Raw genomic sequence first — 19,128 nt, 5'->3', positions numbered from 1 at the left:
ATGTTGCTATCCCCGAAGTAGGTGACCAAGTTATGGTTGGTTTTGTACACAACCACCCCGATAGACCATTTGTGATGGGCGGTATGTTTCATGGGGGAACTGGTTTGGGAGGTGGGGTTCAAAATCACATTAAAAGCCTAACTACCAGAAGTGGCTGTACCATAATTTTTGATGACACAGACAGTAGCGGAAGTATTACAGTAAAAGATCCTAGCGGAAATGTTTGGTATATGGATGGAAAAGGAAATATTAATGTAACAGCTCCAAAAAACATGAATTTCAATGTGGGTGAAAATTTTAACATAAGTGTAGGAAAAGATATGACAACCAATATAGGTAATGATAATTCTTTAAATATTACCAACAACCATCAGTTTACATCAAAAAATTATAAACAAACAGTCAACGAAAATAAAACGATTAACGTAACAGGAGATTTAAACGAAACAACTTCAACCACAACTCACCAAGCGAAAAATGGTGATATCTTGTTACAAAGTGCAGGTGTTGCAAAAGTACTAGGAAAAATAGATGCAAAAGTAAATAAGGGCTAAACATAATGAGAAAAACATTTTTACAAAACTGGAGAAATGCTCTCAATATTAATGGTAAAATTTCTAGATTAGATTTTTGTTTTTTTTCTATTGTTAATTATTCCTTTAGACATCGTAAAAGCCAATGAAGGTAAACCAATTCCTTATGGATTGTGGGATACTTACAGACAAACATATAATTGGATATTAGTGACAGAATTACTTGATGATGCACAAAACAAAGACATTGGGATTCATTTTCTAAATGGTAATTGGGAGGAACTTTTTGGAGAAACATTAATTCAAAAATATCCTAAAATAATCTCAGATAATGTTAGATATAATACTCTTCAAAAAAGAAATATTCCAAGCAAACTCGATTTTTCTTGGTTAGATGAAAACAGATACTACTGTGAAATTAAATTTAATGAAGAAGAAATTCTTTCAGCTTTTAAAGAAATTACTTCATCTAATAGTAAAGATAAAATTGAATTACGAGTTCGTGTGAATATTCCAAAAACCTCAGCTTCGGTACAATTGACAAACGGAGATAAGCATATTTTGTTGAAAAACAACGAAATCATGGTACGTAAAACTAAATATACCTATTAAAATTATGGGAAAATCTTTTGTTTACAATACAGGCAATCCTAAACTATTAGTTTATGAACTTCATTTAGAGATTGGAGCATTTTATGTATGAAAAATCTACTAAGATGAAAAAACTACTGCAATATCTATTAAGCATTCTTTTCTTCACACAAATATCGTGTCAAGAAAAGAATGAAAATAAAAAAAATCAAGCTATGACAAAATATGAATGGGTTGAGGCGACATCTGCTTCATTAGGATATCCAATAGACGTTTATCGAGGTGGATTAGAATCTGCAGATGGAGGTTTTACAAGTTTATATGTAGGAACAACCTCAGGAAATCATGGATGGGGAAGTGCTGCTAGAGGAATGAGCAACGGTGTAAAATCTATCCCAAACCATTTGCATGTGATATGGATTTCTTATGCAGAAAAAACATTTTACGAAATAGATACAGCTATTGATTACGAAAAAATGCTCGATCTTTTCCGCGAAGGATATTTTACCCCTTCTGATGGTGATAATCCAAATCCAAGGAAAGAAAACTATAACCAGATTATTGTAGGCTTTGCACCAGGAGGTGTGGTTGTCGTTTGGCTTTCAGGAGCAGGAAGGCAAGTGGAAATTGGCAGATATGAAGGTAAAAAAGTAGTCATCCCACAAGAAGAAATCAACGGATTAAGTCCTGGTCCGCAAAAAAATATGTTTGATCCTGAGTACCAAAGAAAAATAATGTATGAATTTGATATTGTTCCTTTAGACATCGTAAAAGCCAATGAAGGTAAACCTATTCCTTATGGATTGTGGGACACTTACAGACAAAGATATAACTGGAATGTAGATTTTGAATTACCTAATAACGCAATCACAGATGAAGTTGACTATTATTCATTAAATGGAGAAACTGAATTTCTGTTTGGCGATAGACAAATAAAAACCTACCAAATTATTCCTGATGAACTAAAGTGGAATGCTATTAAATCAAAGGGAATTCCTCGCAAAATATATTTTAGTTGGTTTGAAGACAAATATATTTATGAAGGTGCAATAGTTTTTGACGAGCAAGAAATTGTAAACGCGTTTGAAAGTATAGATAAAGAAAGTAAAGAGATTAAAATCTTAATTCGCGTAAATATTCCAAAAACCTCTGCTTCGGTACAATTAATAAACGGAGATAAGCAGATTTGGCTGAAAAATAATAAAATAACAATTAATTAGAAATCAGATTACTTACCAATTTTTTAAATCATGGGAAAAACACTTGTATTTAACATTGGCAATTCTAAAGTTTTGAATGATGAACTTCATTTGGGAATTGATGTTTTTTATGTATGAAAAATCTACTAACATGAAAAAACTACTGCAATATCTATTAAGCATTCTTTTCTTCACACAAATATCGTGTCAAGAAAATAAAGAAAATAAAAAAAATCAAGCTATGACAAAATATGAATGGGTTGAAGCAACTTCAGCTGCTTTAGGCTATCCAATAGACGTGTATCGCGGAGGATTAGAATCTGCTGATGGCAGTTTTACAAGTTTATATTTAGGCACAACGTCAGGAAATCATGGATGGGGAAGTGCTGGTAGAGGAATGAGCAATGGCATAAAATATATCCCAAACCATCTGCATGTAGTTTGGGTTTCCTATGCAGAAAAAATATTTTATGAAGTGGATACAAATATTGATTACGAAAAAATGCTGGGTCTTTTTCGTGAGGGGTATTTTGTGCCATCTATGAGTAATGACAATCCATACCCAAGGAAAGAAAACTATAACCAGATAATTGTAGGATTTGCACCGGGAGGTGTGGTTGTGGTTTGGCTTTCAGGAGCAGGTAGACAGGTAGAAATTGGCAGATACGAAGGTAAAAAAGTAGTAATCCCACAAGAAGAAATCAACGGATTAAGTCCTGGTCCGCAAAAAAACATGTTTGATCCCGAGTATCAAAGAAAAATAATGTATGAATTTGATATTGTTCCTTTAGACATCGTAAAAGCCAATGAAGGTAAACCTATTCCTTATGGATTGTGGGATACTTACAGACAAAAATATAATTGGAGTCTTAATGTTAAACTTCCAGATAATGGGTTGTTAAAAGAAGTTTTTTATTTTCATTACAATGGAGAAAATGAAAATTTATTTGGAGAAACTCAAATTAGAGACTATTCAAAAATAATTCCAGATTATTTGAAATCTACAACGGTAAATAGACTTTCTGTTCCGAGTGGAATAAATATAACTTGGCTAGATGGTAATAGATATTATTGTCAAATCAAATTTGATGAAGACACAGTATTTTCTGCATTCAAAGAAATATCAAAAGACAATTCTTCTGGAAATATAGTTGTGCAAGTTCGTGTGAATGTTCCAAAAACCTCAGCTTCTGTACAATTGATAAATGGTGAAAAGCAGATTATGCTGAAAACCGAAAAAATACTTGTTGGAAAAACAAAATTCACTTATTAATCGTTAAATTATGGGAAAAATTTTTGTTTACAATACAGGCAATTCTAAACTATTAGTTAATGAACTTCATTTAGAGATTGGAGTATTTTATGTATAAAAAATCTACTATCATGAAAAAATTACTGCAATATCTATTAAGCATTCTTTTCTTCACACAAATATCGTGTCAAGAAAAGAATGAAAACAAAAAAAATCAAACTATGACAAAATATGAATGGGTTGACGCAACTTCAGCTCCTTTAGGCTATCCAATTGACGTTTATCGTGGGGGATTACAATCTGCCAACGGAGAATTCACAAGTTTATTTAGTGGGACTACAAGTGGATCTTGGGGAGATGCGAACAGAGGAATGAGCAATGGCATAAAATATATCCCAAAACATCTGCATGTAATTTGGATTTCTTATGCAGAAAAAACATTTTATGAAATAGATACGGCTATTGATTACGAAAAAATGCTGAATCTTTTCCGTGATGGATATTTTACTCCTTCTGATGGTGATAATCCAAATCCAAGGAAAGAAAACTATAACCAGATTATTGTAGGCTTTGCACCAGGAGGTGTGGTTGTCGTTTGGCTTTCAGGAGCAGGAAGGCAAGTGGAAATTGGCAGATATGAAGGTAAAAAAGTAGTCATCCCACAAGAAGAAATCAACGGATTAAGTCCTGGTCCGCAAAAAAATATGTTTGATCCTGAGTACCAAAGAAAAATAATGTATGAATTTGATATTGTTCCTTTAGACATCGTAAAAGCCAATGAAGGTAAACCTATTCCTTATGGATTATGGGATACTTACAGACAAAGATATAATTGGAATGTAGATTTTGAATTACCTAATAATGGAATCACAGATGAAGTTGACTATTATTCTTTAAATGGAGAAACTGAATTTCTGTTTGGTGATAGACAAATAAAAACCTATAAAATTATTCCCGAGGAACTAAAATGGAATGCTATTAAAGCAAAGGGAATTCCTCGCAAAATATATTTTAGTTGGCATGAAGACAAAGATATTTATGAAGGGGCAATAGTTTTTGACGAGCAAGAAATTGTAAAAGCGTTTGAAAATATAGGTAAAGAAAGTAAAGATACAAGAATCTTAATTCGAGTAAATATTCCAAAAACCTCAGCTTCGGTACAATTAATAAACGGAGATAAGCAGATTTGGCTGAAAAAAAATAAAACCACAATTAATTAGAAATTAATTTATATATCATGGGCAAAACTTTTGTTTACAATACAGGCAATCCATTACCAGATCTAACAGGAACTTTAAAGCTTTCTTTTGGAGTGTTTTTCGATGGCACTTTGAATAATCTGAAAAACACTGAAATTCGCAAAAAAGTAGAGAAAAAAGGTGAATTTCAATATATTTCTGCAACAGAAGATGAGCGGAAAATTTATAAAAAGTATGCAAAAGAAGATAATAGCTTTGGAAATGATTTTACCAATGTTGCAAGAAAATATATGTGCACTAACAGAAAAACTTATTCATTATATATAGAAGGCATAGGAACGATAGATAAAAAAGACGATGTAGGTGATGGTTATAAATACGGAAAAGGCACCACAGGAATAATAAGTAAAGTAAGAAATGGGTGTAAAACTTTGGCTGAAAAAGTAAAAAAAGCAAGAGATTCTAGCGATAATAAGAAAAAATTAAAAGAAATTGAACTCACCATTGATATTTTCGGGTTTAGTCGTGGAGCAGCAGCGGCAAGAAATTTTGCATACAATCTTCAAATGGCAGCTTATGCACCAAAGTCCTATTTCCCACCAGTACAAGGTGCTCAAAGAATAGAAACAGATCACGAAGAAAGTGAATTTACTGGTGTTGAAAAAAGCTGGATAAAAGAAGGCTTACTTCCAAAATTTGGTCATTTGGGGACAAGTCTTTTACAAGCAGGAATTCCTCGGGATATTGTTGATGATATGACAATTATCGTGCGTTTCATTGGTATTTATGATACGGTTGCATCTTATGACCCTAATCCTACAGTTGGCTTACTTCCGAATTTCAAGAAAAAAATAGGACAATTGCATTTGCATGAATTAGGTTCTCCTAAAAAAGCTGTTCATTTCACTGCAGCAGATGAGCATAGAGAAAATTTCTCACTTACAAGATTTTTACCAGTGAAACTTCATAACGGAATTGAAAAAAACTTTCCAGGAGTTCACAGTGATGTTGGTGGCAGCTACAATCACGATGCTTTATCTGCAGATGAAATTAGTCAAGACGACCAACCTGATCCTATAGAAGGTGTTACTGAGAAAGAGCATGTGTGGTTAGAGACGGCATATTTATCAAGTTCACTACATGATTTTAGAAATGAATTAATTGAGCAAGGATGGTTTAAAAAAGAACAATTAAAAATCAGTAAAAAACTCAATTATCGTAATATTTATGGTAGCTCAAATGTCCTTTCGGGTACTCGATACCTTTATCGCGGTTACAGCTTTATTCCGCTTCATTTTATGTGTGATTATGCATTGCCTTTTCTAAATGAAAATGAAAAATATCTTTTTTATTCAAAAATAATGACAGATTATTCACTTAATGATTCTTTTTTAGATGATGTTAAAACCTATCTTAAAGAACACCTTATCGATAATAATGAAAGCTGGACTCTCAAAAGAAATTTTAATTATGAAGATACTAATGACAACCCAGAACCAGAAGAAAATGAAGTGCCAATCGTAGAAACTTCTGCTGAGGAAGAAAATGATACTTATCAGATTGAAGAAGTAGTAGTAACCGCTTATAAATCTGATTATTTGTTAGGAAGATTAAGAAATAGATACCTTCACAGATCTGCAAAACTGAATAGTCTCTTCGATACATTGGCTTATAAACCAAACGAAGGAAGAAAAAGAATGGAATTTTAAGTTTTTATACAGTGGAATATTGGAAAAAATTTTAAAAAATTTAGGCAAAACGTATAGGTTAGAAACAATTATTATTTCTAATCCTGAATCTTCTTACAGTAGAGAAAAAAAATATGTAAGAGCAGTTGAAGTATATGATTTAGGAAAAGAGAATAATTATTTTAAAGTTCAAATATTAGTTACCGAATTTGATTTTTCTAATGACGACAATGCGATGGGAAAGTTAGTTAAACAATTAAGTTATTTATTTGATGAGCTGATTCTTACAATAGATATGGACGGAAACATTGTCAATGTTGATAATCTTACATTTCTTACTTTAAGATGGATTAAAATTAGAACAAAATTATCCGGTTTACATCAAGGAAACGCTGTGGAGAATTATTTTAACCAAATGAGTACACTGCTTGAAAATGAAGAATCGTTGATAGAGTTTTTGCAAGAATATAAGATGTTCGGATTATTGTTCAACGGTTTATGGACAGTTTCTGAAGGCAAAAGAGAAAGGAAAACAAAAGAAGGTTACACAGAAATAATGACCTCAACGAAAAAGGGTGAAAAAATTAACCAAACAATTACAGCAAAAGATATAGAACAATCGGATGTAATGTATTTCAAGGGAATCAATTTTATAAACAAAGGTAATTTTGTAGAGGCGTTTATAGAAATAAAAAAACGAGAGTATCATCTAAAACATTCATTATTATGGATAGGGTAACGGAAAACGACAATACTCAATCAACTGCTACTTCTCTACAAGAAGAAAACAGTGCGAAAATGGAAGAAAAACGTGTCGAAAATGAAGAAAAAGACAGCACGGAAGAAGGACTTTTATTAGCAGTACATGGTGCAAAAATAAAATTCAATGCACATTTAGGCGAATTTAAAGTTTTAAATGATGTTCCTACCACACAAGGTAAATTAACAGGAACGATTGTAGAAAAGCAAATCCCGAACTTCACTTTTTACGATGGTTTTCAGATGCTTGCGCTTACATCGTGGCAAGATTTTGGAACTGCGAAAGTGCAGGATAATGATGTTTTACTAAAAAAATCCTTTTTACCTGGAACAGGAAAATTACCAGGAAATATCCCACCAGAAACTGGAAAAATAGAATTTGTAGATTCTGGGCAGATCAATGTCCCTGAAAGTATTGATACAATGGGAGCACCTGTTCCTGAAGATAATACAGAATATGTATATTATACAAAAGAGGGTGAATATATCGGAGGTGTGGAAAATAGTTTACGAGTTTATTTGACTACGAAAAATGAATATGAAAATGCTAAAAAAGATAAAAAATGGTTGCAAATTAACAAAACTGCTTTACACTTAACAACATATGTTAGTCATTCAGATTTTCGGTATATTTCATACGTTATAAAAATGGAAGCTGGAGAGGAAGATTTGAAAGAATTAAAATGTATTGCATTTACAAGTCATAATCGTTCTGTAAAAGGTGGAAAATCATGGAGAAGTATATTAGCATCTTCCTATTCATCGGTTCCTGTTAAAAAAGAAATGCCATTAACAAACGAAAACAAAAATAATCTTTCAAGGAAAGCTGTTATTTCTGTTATTCAGAAAGAAGAGGACATTACAAAAGGAGCAGAATATTGGGATGGTACAGATTTTTTAGCGTGGGGAAATTCAGAACAAAATCCATATAATAAATTAGGACAAAATAAATTTGACGAATATAAATTTATTGAAATTCCTAATGATGTGTACGACTCTTTTTTAGCTGCCAACGAGAGCTCAGCAAGATATGGAGATAAAGGAAAACATGATGAAAAAAATGATCATGGGACTCATGAACATATAAAAAAGAAAGTAAAAAAAATTATAAAAGGAAAGGATGGGAAACCTGTCTTGGGAAAAGACGGAAAACCGACTTTTGAAGAAGTACAAGTTCCTTCGAAAATAAAATATTCAATTCCTGCAGCAGAATTTAAAGACAAAAATAATTGGACAACCGGAAATTTCTATTACGATACAGGAGTAAAAACTACAAACGGAATTTCAGGAACAATTTCTGCTGGAAAAAGCATTTTTTGGAAAATTACACCCACTAAATTACTTAAATAAAGTTATGATTTTAAAATATTTAATTAGAATAGTTTTTTTTCTTCCCATTTTTTCTTTTTGCCAATCAGTAACAATTCTTGGGTTTAGAGAAGACAACCGAACATTAGAAATAAGAAGTGGAGATAAAGTCATTAAAAATGAAGATCCACTTACCATTTTCTATTATATTTATTCATTTAAAAATGAGAAAGATACGGTCTGGGTGTACAAAGGAAATGATCTTATAAATTCTGACGATGCGGATTACAATTCATACATATTAAAAAAAATCTCATCTGATAAATTTGATTTAATAATTAAAAGCAATGATAATCTTAATAAGAATTTGAAGATAATGTTTAATGACAAATTGAAAAGTATTAACATTAACAAAAGTTCATATTTTTTGAATCAATCGTATTACTCTTATTTAAAGAAAAATTTGAACATTTCAGAATTAGTAGATTTATTAGATGATTTTTTACAAGAAGATATTTATAAGTTAAGTGATTTGAAATATATAGCATCAAAAACAAAATATCAAAAACAAAATTTCAGAATTTTAAAGGCAAAGATGACAACCATAGATTCTCAAAATGAAAGTATTATAAACAATTGGGATATTTCTTATTTATATACAAAGAATGGTATCTTAAATTCTGTAAAAGAAACAAAAAGCGACGAAACAAGATATAGCAAAACATTAATTAGTAATACAAAAAATAGATTTTTATATAAAATGTATTGGCAGGTTGATGAAAGATTTTCTGATGATAAAGAAATAACCTTTAATTTAACTCAAAATAATTACTCAGAAAAAGGAACTTATTTGCAAATAGGATTAAATAAAGAAACTGACTATGAAATAGCAACAAAGAAAAGCGTCAATTTAATTTCTCCTACAATTAAATTAAACAAAAATCAATTATCAGAAGTTTACAGAAAATTAAATAAATAACGTTTAATTAAAAAATCCACGTTTTCGAAACCGCGAAAGTTCAGGATAATGATATCCTTGTTAAAAAGTCTTTCTTACCCGGAACAGGAAAATTGCCATGAAACATACCACCAGAAACAGGAAAACCATCACCCTTAAAATAAAAATCCTCTATCAACCGAAGTTGTAGAAGATTTTTTGTACCCAGGACCGAAATACATTGACATAAAATATTGACTGATTATCAATTAATTAAAAATTTGTTGTGTCAGGATTGTGTCGGGCATTATAAATACTTATCTAAAATAACAGTAATTTCTTCCATGATTTTCTGCTTTATATCCTGCGGTTTTACATATACAGCATGATCTTCATGCACGGTGTAATTTTGATCACTTTTTCTCAGGACGCTGTTAAGATCCAAGTCAGGGTGGTTTTCTGCAACCCACACCAAAAATTCAAGAGGAACTTTACCGCTTTCCCTATTAAGAATATTCCAAACATTTTGAGCAGAGCCGCCGTAACTTTCTGCAATTTCAGTTTTTGAAATACCTTGATCTTCAAAATACTTTAAAATTTTCTCATTGATTTTCATAATGTTACACTGTTTGGTTTAAAATAATTACACCAATGAGTTTAATATTAAACTATTTGGTTTAAATTTGTCTCACGTTAGTAATCTCTTACGATGGCAAAATTAAATAAAAATAATACAGTGGCGAATATTCATTTGAATATATCAGATGCATTCGATTTTATCTCGGAAAATCTACCAGAGAAATATTCCCGTGAAACGTGGAATCTGTTACCTGATAATGAAAAAGTTGACCTGTCATACATCAGACAGGTAAAAAAAGATAGAATTAACAACTATTCTATTATCAACGCCTTATACCTCGTTGCCCAGAGGCATAAAGCCGAAAAAGAAAAAGCATAAAATTTTTAACCTATGACAAGAATTTATCCTGGAATGCTCGACGGATCAAAAGAGTATTTCAACAGCGGATCCCAGGTGATGAAAATCCACAATGGGACCATCAGAAATTTTGATGATGTAGAAAATCATCCCGAATTAGCGCAAATCATCGCCACAGACGAAGACCTAAAAAAAATCCTGCAACAGTGGCATGGAGATGACGAACGTTTGAAGCAAAAGACATTAGCTAGATGCCGTTTTGGCGCGCTCAATTTCTTTGCAGACTTTAATGATGATGAAGTTACGTCCGATTATGTTTATTGCTCACTGCGTGGCAGCTGCGCCGGCGAAAACATTATTTGTAAACCAGCAGTGATTAATGGCGAAGAAATAAGCCCAGAAGAACTGGAAATCCTGAAGGAAGTAAGTGGTGATGGTACCAATGCCAGTATAGCAGAAAAATTAGGATATCCCCTGGGAACCTTTAACGTGAAAAAAACAAACCTATATCAAAAGTTAGGACTAATGACTAAGCAGCACGCTGTACTCGCACTCATGTTCGAGGGGCTGTTGTGATCTTTCTTTTAACCTGGTGCGCTGAGTTTGAGGCGGCGCACCTTTTAATTTCAATTTATGAAAACAATCATCTTAAAAATAGGCTTGGTTTTCAAAAACAAACCATTAATCAAAACCCACTGGTAGTATGAAAAAGATATATAAATATTCATTTTCCGCTTGGAAGATGGCTAGCCGAAAATTTGATCTTTCCAAATGCTTTGTCAGCATGAATGGAGAGACTGAAAAAGTAACAGTGAAAATCCTTAAAGATTAATAAATGAAGTCAATATACAAACCAATCCTTTTTTCCACCGAAATGGTCCAAGCTAATTTGGAAGGTAGGAAAAGAATGACACGCCGAACTCAAGGATTAGAAATTCCAAACCAAGATCCTGAAAACTACATTTTTCTAGGTTGGGATAAAAATATAGCTGTATTTAAAAGCCCTGAAGAAAAGTATAGAGATTGTAAACCTAAATTTATTAAAGGCGACATCCTTTGGGTAAGAGAAATTTTTCAATATTCTGATGATCTAGACGAGCCATTTTGGTATAAACAAAAATATATCGAAGATCACATATCAGGAGCTGAATCCAGAGTTAAGTGGAAACCATCCATCCACATGCCAAAAGAAGCTGCCAGAATATTTTTAGAAGTAACCAATGTGCGTTGTGAACGTTTGTGGGATATTTCTGAAGAAGATGCAATAGCTGAGGGAATGAATCCAGAACAACCAGCAACTTACCTTTTTGCAGCACTTTGGAAAAGAATAAATGGTGCAGAATCTTGGAAAGCTAATCCGTGGGTTTGGGTGTATGATTTTAAAGTAATCGAAAAACCTACAGAATGGCCACAATAGATAAACTCAGGCGAAAATACAACGCCGCTTATCGGCTCCGGAAGAAATTGGGGGGGGGGTAGTTTTCCTAATCGCTCCAGGATAATCTATACAGATATCACCAAAGATATTTCCAACATAGCAGAAGTAAAAATACTAATACAAGAATTTGGCTTTATCATACAGCCATTATTCTTTTCAGAACTTAAATAATTATGAAAAAAATTGAAGAATTAAATATTGAAAAATTAGTGGAAAATATTTTCCCTTATGATAAAGGTTTAAAAGTTATAGAATCAATGTTTTTAAAATCTGGTATAGCAGAATGGCCTACGTGGTTCGTTGTATTGTATAGGGGAGAAATTTTAGATGATTATTTATTATTAACTATTTGTGGTCATGCTGATTATACACGATTGAGGTTCTTAAAGGACGATTTCCAATTAGAAGCATTTAAGAAAAGTTTAATTAAAGCTGTTGAGAAAAACGAAATCTTTCAATTTTATTGGTTTAATAAATTAATAAGAGATGAAAGTTTTATGAATCTTAATGCAATGAGCCGTTTGTACTCGTTCTTGAAGATTAGACATATTGAATTATTTGAGCCCAAAAACTAAATTCTTATGTCCAAATTCCCAATAGATCAACATCAGATATTTTCCGCAACCAATGGCGGCCTGGATATCATCATGCGTTTCCTCGATATCAAGGATGTCAACAAACATTTCAAAATCCGGAAAGAAGGTACCGAGAGTGCTAACCTTTCCAAAAAAGAAGGCGTTTGGTTTGTAAAAGATTGGGGTGATGCCAGCGGGTTCTTCCGGGATTCTAAGCACGCCATCCACATTTTCGCGCATTATACAGACCGTACTTATTTCGAGGCGTTGCTTGAGCTCGGTAAAGAACTCGGCCTGATTGATCAGAATAAAGTGGCGGTCAAAAACATTTCCAAAAGATCCTACACACAATTTTACAAAGATGGCGGCGAACTGAATGACGACGGTTTCACCTTCGAGACCAAAGATTTTACAGAGTACGAACTGGAGGTTCTGGGTCCGTTGGTTACCCAGGATATTTGCCAAAGGTATGGCCTCTATTCCTTAGCATCTTATTCTTGGCTCAAATCAAGCGAGCTCACGCAAAAAGAACTGTGCGACGTTTACACTGTAGAATCTTCCGACACTTATCCGATTTTTGCATTTATCGTCACTGAGGGCGGTGGCAAACCCAAACTCAGTCTGCAGGGTAAAAATAAAAACGTGAAGGTAGAAGCGCCGGCGCCGGAACGTCAGTGGCTTAAGATCTACCAACCAAAATCTTCCGATAAAAAATACCGCTTTTCCTATCTGGGCAAAAAACCAAAGCAGCATATTTTCGGATTAGAAAACCTTAAAAAAGTTGGTGCGCCACTCATTGAGGAATCGATAGATCCCGACACCAAAGAAACGGTGCAGATAGAAAGGCCAAACAAAGTGCACCGCGTAGTGATCTGTTCCGGAGACAGAGATTCTCTTAACATGGCATCCTGTGGTGAGGCTGTGGTCTGGTTTAATTCCGAGACAGCTGCTATTACCGAATCTCAAATTAATCTCCTGTTGAAGTATGCCAAAAGCGTTGTCAATGTTCCGGATCTGGATCCTACCGGATTCGATGCCGGTAAAAAACTGGCATTGGAGCATCTGGAAATTAATACAGCCTGGCTTCCGGAATCTCTGACCAAGAAAAAAGATTTCCGCGGAAACCCGATGAAAGACTTTACTGACTTTATGAAGTCCAATGCCAAGTTTGATGACAAAGAGCAGAAAGAACTGAGGACCAAAGTCAGCCGGTTTTTGGAACTGGCACGCCCGGGTAAATTCTGGACGGAATCCTATTCTAAGAATTCCAACAAAACAACCTATAACATCAACTATAAGAATGCGTTTAATTTTCTTAAGCTGAATGGTTTCTCCAGGATCAAAGATGAAACCCGGAAAGACGGTTACTACTTCGTGCATCAGGATAAACATATCCTGCGCGAAGTCACGGCTCAGGAGATCAAAGACTTCTTCAACTTCTTCCTGGATAATAAACAACAGGAAAAAGGTTTGCGGGCGTTTCCGGACGAGCTGCTGAATATGCTCATCGGTTCCGAGGCTGTGTCGGATAAGAAGCTGGTCAACCTGCCTACCCGGGATTTTGATTTTACCGATTATACGCCGTCATCACAGTTCTTTTTCTTCGACAAATTTATTTGGGAAGTTAATAAAGATGAAGTGATTGAGATTACCAAAGGCTACTCCCGATATGTGATGGAAAAAGATATCCTAAACAATGTGATCAAAAAACAAACCCGTCAGGATCTGGATTCTTCCAAAATTAAAATAGAGGCGCACTACCGTGTAGATGGGAAAATTGTCCCTGGCAAACCTTTTTTTTCGATTACGAAAGATGACAGCAATAATTTTGATTTGACTATCCACCGGAAGGATTGCGAGTTTATGAACTATCTCATCAACGCCAGCCGGGTGTTTTGGAAAGATGAAATCAAGGATTTGCCAAAAGGACAGCGTGAAGATTATCTGAACGAAAATAAATTTATCCTGGACAAATATAAGACTGAGGGCAGCCTTACCGGATTGGATGATGACCAGGTGTATGAGCAGGAGCTGCACTTCATTAATAAAATATATTCCTACGGCTATATGCTGCACCGTTATAAAGATCCTACAAAAGCCTGGGTTTTTTACCTCATGGATAACGAGGTGGTAGATGACAACCAATCTCATGGCCGTACCGGGAAATCACTTTTGGCAGATAAAGCGATCCGACTTTGGATGAATTCTAAGTATATGAATGGCCGGAAAAAAGGCTTGTTGGATAATGATTTCCTCTACGATGGTGTTACCAACCATACAGATTATATCCTGTACGATGATGCCGATAAGCGCTTACCGTTCCAGCAACTGTTCACCGATGTAACCGGGGATATGAACGTTAACCCAAAAAATGGTACACCGTACACTATTCCGTTTTATGAGTCGCCGAAGATTGCTATTTCTACCAATTACGCGCCTGTCGGTTTGGATACTTCTACCACAGAAAGGATTCTGTTTGCAGCCTTTTCGGACTGGTATCATGGTGAAAACGAAGAATATAAAAAACGAGAACCAAAAGACGATTTCGGCCATCAGTTTTTCAGCGAGTGGGATTCGGTGCAATGGAATCTGTTCATCAATTTTTCTGTTCAGTGCCTGCAGTTTTACCTGAGCCACAAAAGCAAAATAGGCGCGCCAACCGGCAATATCAAAAAACGAAACCTGATCTCCGAAATGGGGCCTGTCTTCCTGGAATGGGCAGAGGATTATTTCCGCACCCGGATGAATGAATTCTTCGTGAAAAAAGAAGCTTTGGAAAACCTTCAGGCTTATAATAAATCCGTCGCTGGGACCAGCAGTGCATTGTTCAAAAAACGGGTAAAACAGTTTTGCGAACTCAAAGGCCACAGCTTCTGCCCGGATGTAGAAGGCGAGAAAAAAGACAAGGAAGGCAGGTTCATGAAGTGGTATAAGTCCGGAACCGGAGAGTCTACCACAGAAGAGCACTTCTATATCAAAACGAATGACGAATCTGAAGACGAAGAAACCACAGAAAAAGGATTGTATGACTAGGGCAGAAATACCGCTTTTAAAGGCCGATCTCATGAAGTCTTTCGGATATATCAGCTATCAGTTGATCTTCGCGAATTTGGATGCCATTGGTGTCCAGATCAAAGCGAGTGGGGAAGTGGTAGTGATCACCTACCGGGGAAATAGGAAGGTGGGATTTATCTACGATTGTGGCGATCTGCCCGCCTCCAAAGTCCTTGGGATCTACCAGGATATTCCGGACGATTACAATCATCTGGAAGCTTACGAAAAGAAACATGCCGGCAAAATTGAGATCCTGGTAATGCCGAAAAATAACTACGTATTTGTAGAAGAAAATAAAGTGAAACCAATAAAAAAATAAATTATGCAAGGAGAAAAACCACAGATCCAACAGCAATTTGAACTGTATCTGGAGAAAATGAATCTCAAACAATCAGAGATGCCGGATGTGCAATATATTGAACTAAGGCGAGCCTTTTACGCAGGATTTGGGCAGCTGTTAACTCTCTTTCTGTTTGAAATATCAGAAATATCCGAAGATGATTCCGTAAACGCTTTAGATCAACTATTCACAGAAACTCAAGAATTTTTTAGCAAAGAAGAAAACATTTAAAATTTTAAAACCTATGACAGAAAAATTAGAACAGTACGAAGTACAGGAATTAGCAGATTTTCTATTAAAAATTGAAAATTCAGAAAGCGATTATGATATTACAGAAGGGGCGCTTTGCGACAAATGGAACATTAGCTATGATGTTTTTGAAGAAATTACAAACAAGATATTCAAATCTTTAGACTTTGGGATATCACCATTAACTAATACCACGTATATCGGGTTTTCAAAAGGTGATGAGTGGATTGTTAAAAAAGAAGTTGACCAAAAGTTTATTCATGCATTGATAAACTGGTGTTGTGATGGCCAGGATTTTCCTAAGAAAACCAGGGGATTTATAAAAACCATTACAAAAGATAATGAACCGGAGTTTGAAATCATTATTCGACGTCCTAACTCAGAATATTTAGAGGTTGAAAATAAAATAAAAGCTGATAAATGGGATAAACTGCAGGAAAAAATCTCTAAATATTACGAAGAAGATTCCGAAGGTGATTTGTTAGATATTGGCGAAGCTGCAGCATCAGCATTTGGATTTTTATAACAATTAATATTTTAAAACCTATGACAGTAAAAGACTTAAAAAGAAAATTGGATCTGATTCCTAAAGAGTATGAAAGCTATAAAATATTTCTTGATGTATCTCCCGGAATTTTTATTGAGCAACTTTTAGAAAAAGTTTACGTTGGTGGAGCTTGGAATGTAATGTTGAGTTCAGATGTTGATGATGAAGATATAGAAGACAATAAAACTCCTAAAAAGGTGCAATTAAAAAAACTGAATATTGGTGATACTTTCAAACATAACCTTGATGACGTTGGTATTTTCAAAGTTCTTCGCACAGTTGATGAAAATTGGATAGAATCAGTAAGAATTCAAAGTGGTAGAATAGCAGGAAATTTCCCTTGGGTTGAAGTTTATCCCGTAGAAGAAACTTAATAAAACAAAAAATAACGATTAAAATTTTAAAAAGCTATGACAAAACAAGAGAAAATAAAACAAGCATACGGCGAACATTGGGAAGCTGTTAAGGATTATGTAGATGAGAACGGATGGCTCAATAGCAAAGAATTGTACGGAGATGTCGGTAATTCAAAACGACTTCTTGGATTAAGTTTAGATATTTACAATCCGTACAATCCTAAATATTGTTATTTTAAAAGGCCGACGTCCCTATCAGGCATCGAAGATAACAATGGCTGGAAAAACATTACTTCAGAATCGGACTTGCCGACAGAAGATGGATATTACTTTACAATAATCCGGGCAAATCCAAAGAAAAAATTAATAACCAAATATCCCTCGTCTTCTCCGGACGTAGATAGAAGGTTTTGGATGGCCAATGTCCTGGCTTTTCAGCCGCTTGTTTTCCCAGGTGATAAAGTCTATTGATATGATAAAGCCAGCATACACACCACAGCTTCTTACCAGGCTAATCTGGGAAACACAAAGTATTGAAGACCATCATAGACTTATCAATCTATATCAAAGTTTAGAAGAACAGGGCGATATCGTTTTCTCTGAGGATCTAAAGAAAGTCTTTTCCGCACCCAATCATTATTTCCGATTTGTGAAATATATTGAAGATATGGATGAGCTCTGCCGGTTCAACCTCAGGTTGATAAGCTTACAGCAAAAAGGCTTCGCAGTTGTAACCTGCATGCTCAACCGCCGCATAGCTTTCCAACGGGAATTAATTTTAGCAAAAAATAAACATTAACAACAAAAATTTATAAAATGGAATTACAAGGAACCGTACACGCCGTAGGCGCAATCCAAACCAAAGCCAACGATTTTAAAGTGGCTGAGATTATCCTGGACAGAAAATCGATCTACCAGGGCAAAGAATACCCGAATTTTAACAAAGTAACTTTACAAGGTCACAAAACAGATCTACTGACTAATATAAATCCTAAAGTCGGCGATTATGTAAAGGTAACCGGCGACATCCAGGGACGGTATTTCGATTACCAAGGCGAGGCAAAATTTGCCCAGGACTTCGTGGTCTGGAATATTGAGGTCATTAGAAAAGCAGAGCAACCACCAGTAGATGAAAACATTTACAGCTAAGCCCAAACAGCTCCGGGATTTTATCGCCGGCTTTCAAAAGCCGGCATTTCCTCCGGAACCGGAAACTGTGGCCAGCCTGAATAGGAAATTAAAGAAGCAGGCTAATCACGAGATCTGGAGAACCTGCACAAACTGTGGTGATCATTTTGATCTCCGGACTGAACTGGAACTACGCTGCCCGTCTTGTGGCATCTATAATTTAAAAATATAATTACTCAATAATGAACAATATAATTCAATCAGATAAGTTGATTTTAGATGCTTGCTGCGGGAGCAGAATGTTTTGGTTTGATAAAAATCATCCTTTGACAACTTTTATTGACATTAGAAAAGAAAAACATACACTTTGCGATGGGCGCAATTTAGAGATTAATCCTGATGTAGTTGCTGATTTTACAAATATGCCTTTTGAAAAAGACTCTTTTAAGCTAGTTGTTTTTGACCCCCCTCATTTAAAGGATGCAGGCGATAGTAGTTGGATTGGTAAAAAATATGGAAGATTGCCGAGCGACTGGCCAAGGCTTATAAAAGAAGGCTTTGCAGAATGCTTTCGAGTCCTTGAAGATTATGGAATCCTTATTTTTAAATGGAGTGAGGACCAAGTAAAAGTAAATCAAATTTTAAAGCTAGTAGAGCAGCAGCCATTATTCGGACATAAAAGTGGGAAAAGTGGCAAAACAATATGGTTATGTTTTATGAAGGTCCCACGTAAATAACATTCAAAATCAAAAAAAAATAATTCACGACAATCAATTATCCCCGACAGCAACCCTGTCGGGGTTTTTTATGGCATTCTCAGCCGGTAGGTATTATAGTTAGATTTTTGACAATCCGGAAAATCCTTCAGGTGCGCGGCCCGGCATGCGTTTTTCATCCTCCCCACACCCCACACATTAATTAGTTAATTTTTTGTAAGACTGTAAGGAATTACCATCAACCCCGATTTGTAAGGACTTACAGATACTTTATTTTTTTGTAAGGATTTAATAATTCTTACAAAAAAAATGTAAGAAAAGA

25 protein-coding genes are annotated in these 19,128 nt (G+C 34.7%); 24 read left to right on the top strand and 1 reads right to left on the bottom strand.

The genetic code is table 11. The annotated features are described in order from the left end of the window. From AC00Y6_RS12085 to AC00Y6_RS12045, 9 genes are all read left to right on the top strand, one after another. On the top strand, window positions 1-554 hold a 554-nt coding region (locus AC00Y6_RS12085; protein ID WP_474490872.1), incomplete at its 5' end, for a phage baseplate assembly protein V. Between the two features lie 90 nt (window positions 555-644). After that, a complete protein-coding gene (locus AC00Y6_RS12080; protein WP_476589246.1) occupies window positions 645-1,145 on the top strand; it encodes a hypothetical protein in 501 nt (166 codons plus the stop codon). 104 nt (window positions 1,146-1,249) lie between these two features. Next, on the top strand, window positions 1,250-2,344 hold the full coding sequence (locus AC00Y6_RS12075; protein ID WP_474490870.1) for a DUF2931 family protein: 1,095 nt from the start codon (window positions 1,250-1,252) through the stop codon (window positions 2,342-2,344). 130 nt (window positions 2,345-2,474) lie between these two features. After that, entirely contained in the window at window positions 2,475-3,596 is a 1,122-nt protein-coding gene (locus tag AC00Y6_RS12070; RefSeq protein WP_474490869.1) for a DUF2931 family protein, read from the top strand. Between the two features lie 110 nt (window positions 3,597-3,706). Then, window positions 3,707-4,795 carry a DUF2931 family protein gene (locus AC00Y6_RS12065; protein WP_474490868.1) on the top strand — a complete coding sequence of 363 codons (1,089 nt, stop codon included), beginning with the start codon at window positions 3,707-3,709 and terminating at the stop codon, window positions 4,793-4,795. A gap of 17 nt (window positions 4,796-4,812) precedes the next feature. Continuing rightward, entirely contained in the window at window positions 4,813-6,483 is a 1,671-nt protein-coding gene (locus AC00Y6_RS12060; RefSeq protein WP_474490867.1) for a T6SS phospholipase effector Tle1-like catalytic domain-containing protein, read from the top strand. A 19-nt stretch (window positions 6,484-6,502) separates the two neighbouring features. Next, the gene (locus AC00Y6_RS12055) at window positions 6,503-7,201 is read left to right on the top strand and encodes a hypothetical protein (RefSeq protein ID WP_474490866.1); all 699 of its coding nucleotides are present in this window, start codon (window positions 6,503-6,505) and stop codon (window positions 7,199-7,201) included. Next, window positions 7,189-8,571, top strand: coding sequence for a hypothetical protein (locus tag AC00Y6_RS12050; protein ID WP_474490865.1), 1,383 nt, complete (start codon window positions 7,189-7,191; stop codon window positions 8,569-8,571). The genes AC00Y6_RS12055 and AC00Y6_RS12050 overlap by 13 nt, the downstream gene beginning before the upstream one ends. 4 nt (window positions 8,572-8,575) lie before the next feature. After that, window positions 8,576-9,508 (top strand): hypothetical protein, encoded by a 933-nt coding sequence (locus tag AC00Y6_RS12045; protein ID WP_474490864.1) that lies wholly within the window; start codon window positions 8,576-8,578, stop codon window positions 9,506-9,508. Window positions 9,509-9,773: 265 nt separating this feature from the next. Here the strand turns inward: AC00Y6_RS12045 and AC00Y6_RS12040 are convergent, their stop codons facing one another. Then, the gene (locus AC00Y6_RS12040; protein ID WP_474490863.1) at window positions 9,774-10,082 is read right to left on the bottom strand and encodes a hypothetical protein; all 309 of its coding nucleotides are present in this window, start codon (window positions 10,080-10,082) and stop codon (window positions 9,774-9,776) included. 93 nt (window positions 10,083-10,175) lie between these two features. On the opposite strand from AC00Y6_RS12040, the gene AC00Y6_RS12035 reads away from it, so the two are divergent. The 15 genes from AC00Y6_RS12035 to AC00Y6_RS11965 all read left to right on the top strand — a co-directional run bounded on the left by AC00Y6_RS12035 (window position 10,176) and on the right by AC00Y6_RS11965 (window position 18,827). Continuing rightward, a complete protein-coding gene (locus AC00Y6_RS12035; RefSeq protein WP_474490862.1) occupies window positions 10,176-10,424 on the top strand; it encodes a hypothetical protein in 249 nt (82 codons plus the stop codon). Between the two features lie 12 nt (window positions 10,425-10,436). Beyond that, window positions 10,437-10,979, top strand: coding sequence for a helix-turn-helix domain-containing protein (locus AC00Y6_RS12030; RefSeq protein WP_474490861.1), 543 nt, complete (start codon window positions 10,437-10,439; stop codon window positions 10,977-10,979). A 127-nt stretch (window positions 10,980-11,106) separates the two neighbouring features. After that, window positions 11,107-11,235, top strand: a complete 129-nt coding sequence (locus AC00Y6_RS12025; RefSeq protein WP_474490860.1) for a hypothetical protein — start codon at window positions 11,107-11,109, stop codon at window positions 11,233-11,235. 3 nt (window positions 11,236-11,238) lie between these two features. Then, entirely contained in the window at window positions 11,239-11,820 is a 582-nt protein-coding gene (locus AC00Y6_RS12020; RefSeq protein WP_474490859.1) for an ASCH domain-containing protein, read from the top strand. Window positions 11,821-12,014: 194 nt separating this feature from the next. Further along, entirely contained in the window at window positions 12,015-12,416 is a 402-nt protein-coding gene (locus tag AC00Y6_RS12015; RefSeq protein WP_474490858.1) for a hypothetical protein, read from the top strand. 6 nt (window positions 12,417-12,422) lie between these two features. Further along, entirely contained in the window at window positions 12,423-15,449 is a 3,027-nt protein-coding gene (locus tag AC00Y6_RS12010; RefSeq protein WP_474490857.1) for a primase-helicase family protein, read from the top strand. After that, window positions 15,442-15,789, top strand: a complete 348-nt coding sequence (locus tag AC00Y6_RS12005) for a hypothetical protein (protein WP_474490856.1) — start codon at window positions 15,442-15,444, stop codon at window positions 15,787-15,789. The genes AC00Y6_RS12010 and AC00Y6_RS12005 overlap by 8 nt, the downstream gene beginning before the upstream one ends. A gap of 3 nt (window positions 15,790-15,792) precedes the next feature. Further along, window positions 15,793-16,041, top strand: a complete 249-nt coding sequence (locus tag AC00Y6_RS12000; protein ID WP_474490855.1) for a hypothetical protein — start codon at window positions 15,793-15,795, stop codon at window positions 16,039-16,041. Between the two features lie 13 nt (window positions 16,042-16,054). After that, window positions 16,055-16,585: a hypothetical protein gene (locus AC00Y6_RS11995; RefSeq protein ID WP_474490854.1), complete on the top strand. Its 531-nt coding sequence runs from the start codon at window positions 16,055-16,057 to the stop codon at window positions 16,583-16,585. Window positions 16,586-16,605: 20 nt separating this feature from the next. Next, window positions 16,606-16,980, top strand: a complete 375-nt coding sequence (locus AC00Y6_RS11990; protein WP_474490853.1) for a hypothetical protein — start codon at window positions 16,606-16,608, stop codon at window positions 16,978-16,980. Window positions 16,981-17,016: 36 nt separating this feature from the next. Next, window positions 17,017-17,433, top strand: a complete 417-nt coding sequence (locus AC00Y6_RS11985; RefSeq protein WP_474490852.1) for a hypothetical protein — start codon at window positions 17,017-17,019, stop codon at window positions 17,431-17,433. Between the two features lies 1 nt (window position 17,434). Then, window positions 17,435-17,761, top strand: coding sequence for a hypothetical protein (locus tag AC00Y6_RS11980; protein ID WP_474490851.1), 327 nt, complete (start codon window positions 17,435-17,437; stop codon window positions 17,759-17,761). A gap of 17 nt (window positions 17,762-17,778) precedes the next feature. After that, window positions 17,779-18,111, top strand: coding sequence for a DUF3127 domain-containing protein (locus AC00Y6_RS11975; RefSeq protein ID WP_474490850.1), 333 nt, complete (start codon window positions 17,779-17,781; stop codon window positions 18,109-18,111). Then, window positions 18,092-18,322 (top strand): hypothetical protein, encoded by a 231-nt coding sequence (locus AC00Y6_RS11970; protein ID WP_474490849.1) that lies wholly within the window; start codon window positions 18,092-18,094, stop codon window positions 18,320-18,322. The genes AC00Y6_RS11975 and AC00Y6_RS11970 overlap by 20 nt, the downstream gene beginning before the upstream one ends. A gap of 10 nt (window positions 18,323-18,332) precedes the next feature. Further along, on the top strand, window positions 18,333-18,827 hold the full coding sequence (locus AC00Y6_RS11965) for a class I SAM-dependent methyltransferase (protein WP_474490848.1): 495 nt from the start codon (window positions 18,333-18,335) through the stop codon (window positions 18,825-18,827). Window positions 18,828-19,128: the final 301 nt, after the last annotated feature.

It is taken from the genome of Epilithonimonas sp. (assembly GCF_056329745.1).
The sequence above is the reverse complement of the archived record's forward strand: the minus strand, read 5'-3'. Positions and strand labels throughout refer to the sequence as shown.

Excerpts from the sequence above, each read along its gene's own strand:
- AC00Y6_RS12075 (WP_474490870.1), top strand. The coding sequence starts at position 1,250 with ATGAAAAAACTACTGCAATATCTATTAAGCATTCTTTTCTTCACACAA.
- AC00Y6_RS12070 (WP_474490869.1), top strand. The coding sequence starts at position 2,475 with ATGAAAAAACTACTGCAATATCTATTAAGCATTCTTTTCTTCACACAA.
- AC00Y6_RS12065 (WP_474490868.1), top strand. The coding sequence starts at position 3,707 with ATGAAAAAATTACTGCAATATCTATTAAGCATTCTTTTCTTCACACAA.
- AC00Y6_RS12060 (WP_474490867.1), top strand. The coding sequence starts at position 4,813 with ATGGGCAAAACTTTTGTTTACAATACAGGCAATCCATTACCAGATCTA.
- AC00Y6_RS12050 (WP_474490865.1), top strand. The coding sequence starts at position 7,189 with ATGGATAGGGTAACGGAAAACGACAATACTCAATCAACTGCTACTTCT.
- AC00Y6_RS12045 (WP_474490864.1), top strand. The coding sequence starts at position 8,576 with ATGATTTTAAAATATTTAATTAGAATAGTTTTTTTTCTTCCCATTTTT.
- AC00Y6_RS12040 (WP_474490863.1), bottom strand. The coding sequence starts at position 10,082 with ATGAAAATCAATGAGAAAATTTTAAAGTATTTTGAAGATCAAGGTATT.
- AC00Y6_RS12035 (WP_474490862.1), top strand. The coding sequence starts at position 10,176 with ATGGCAAAATTAAATAAAAATAATACAGTGGCGAATATTCATTTGAAT.
- AC00Y6_RS12030 (WP_474490861.1), top strand. The coding sequence starts at position 10,437 with ATGACAAGAATTTATCCTGGAATGCTCGACGGATCAAAAGAGTATTTC.
- AC00Y6_RS12025 (WP_474490860.1), top strand. The coding sequence starts at position 11,107 with ATGAAAAAGATATATAAATATTCATTTTCCGCTTGGAAGATGGCTAGC.
- AC00Y6_RS12020 (WP_474490859.1), top strand. The coding sequence starts at position 11,239 with ATGAAGTCAATATACAAACCAATCCTTTTTTCCACCGAAATGGTCCAA.
- AC00Y6_RS12015 (WP_474490858.1), top strand. The coding sequence starts at position 12,015 with ATGAAAAAAATTGAAGAATTAAATATTGAAAAATTAGTGGAAAATATT.
- AC00Y6_RS12010 (WP_474490857.1), top strand. The coding sequence starts at position 12,423 with ATGTCCAAATTCCCAATAGATCAACATCAGATATTTTCCGCAACCAAT.
- AC00Y6_RS12005 (WP_474490856.1), top strand. The coding sequence starts at position 15,442 with ATGACTAGGGCAGAAATACCGCTTTTAAAGGCCGATCTCATGAAGTCT.
- AC00Y6_RS12000 (WP_474490855.1), top strand. The coding sequence starts at position 15,793 with ATGCAAGGAGAAAAACCACAGATCCAACAGCAATTTGAACTGTATCTG.
- AC00Y6_RS11995 (WP_474490854.1), top strand. The coding sequence starts at position 16,055 with ATGACAGAAAAATTAGAACAGTACGAAGTACAGGAATTAGCAGATTTT.
- AC00Y6_RS11990 (WP_474490853.1), top strand. The coding sequence starts at position 16,606 with ATGACAGTAAAAGACTTAAAAAGAAAATTGGATCTGATTCCTAAAGAG.
- AC00Y6_RS11985 (WP_474490852.1), top strand. The coding sequence starts at position 17,017 with ATGACAAAACAAGAGAAAATAAAACAAGCATACGGCGAACATTGGGAA.
- AC00Y6_RS11980 (WP_474490851.1), top strand. The coding sequence starts at position 17,435 with ATGATAAAGCCAGCATACACACCACAGCTTCTTACCAGGCTAATCTGG.
- AC00Y6_RS11975 (WP_474490850.1), top strand. The coding sequence starts at position 17,779 with ATGGAATTACAAGGAACCGTACACGCCGTAGGCGCAATCCAAACCAAA.
- AC00Y6_RS11970 (WP_474490849.1), top strand. The coding sequence starts at position 18,092 with ATGAAAACATTTACAGCTAAGCCCAAACAGCTCCGGGATTTTATCGCC.
- AC00Y6_RS11965 (WP_474490848.1), top strand. The coding sequence starts at position 18,333 with ATGAACAATATAATTCAATCAGATAAGTTGATTTTAGATGCTTGCTGC.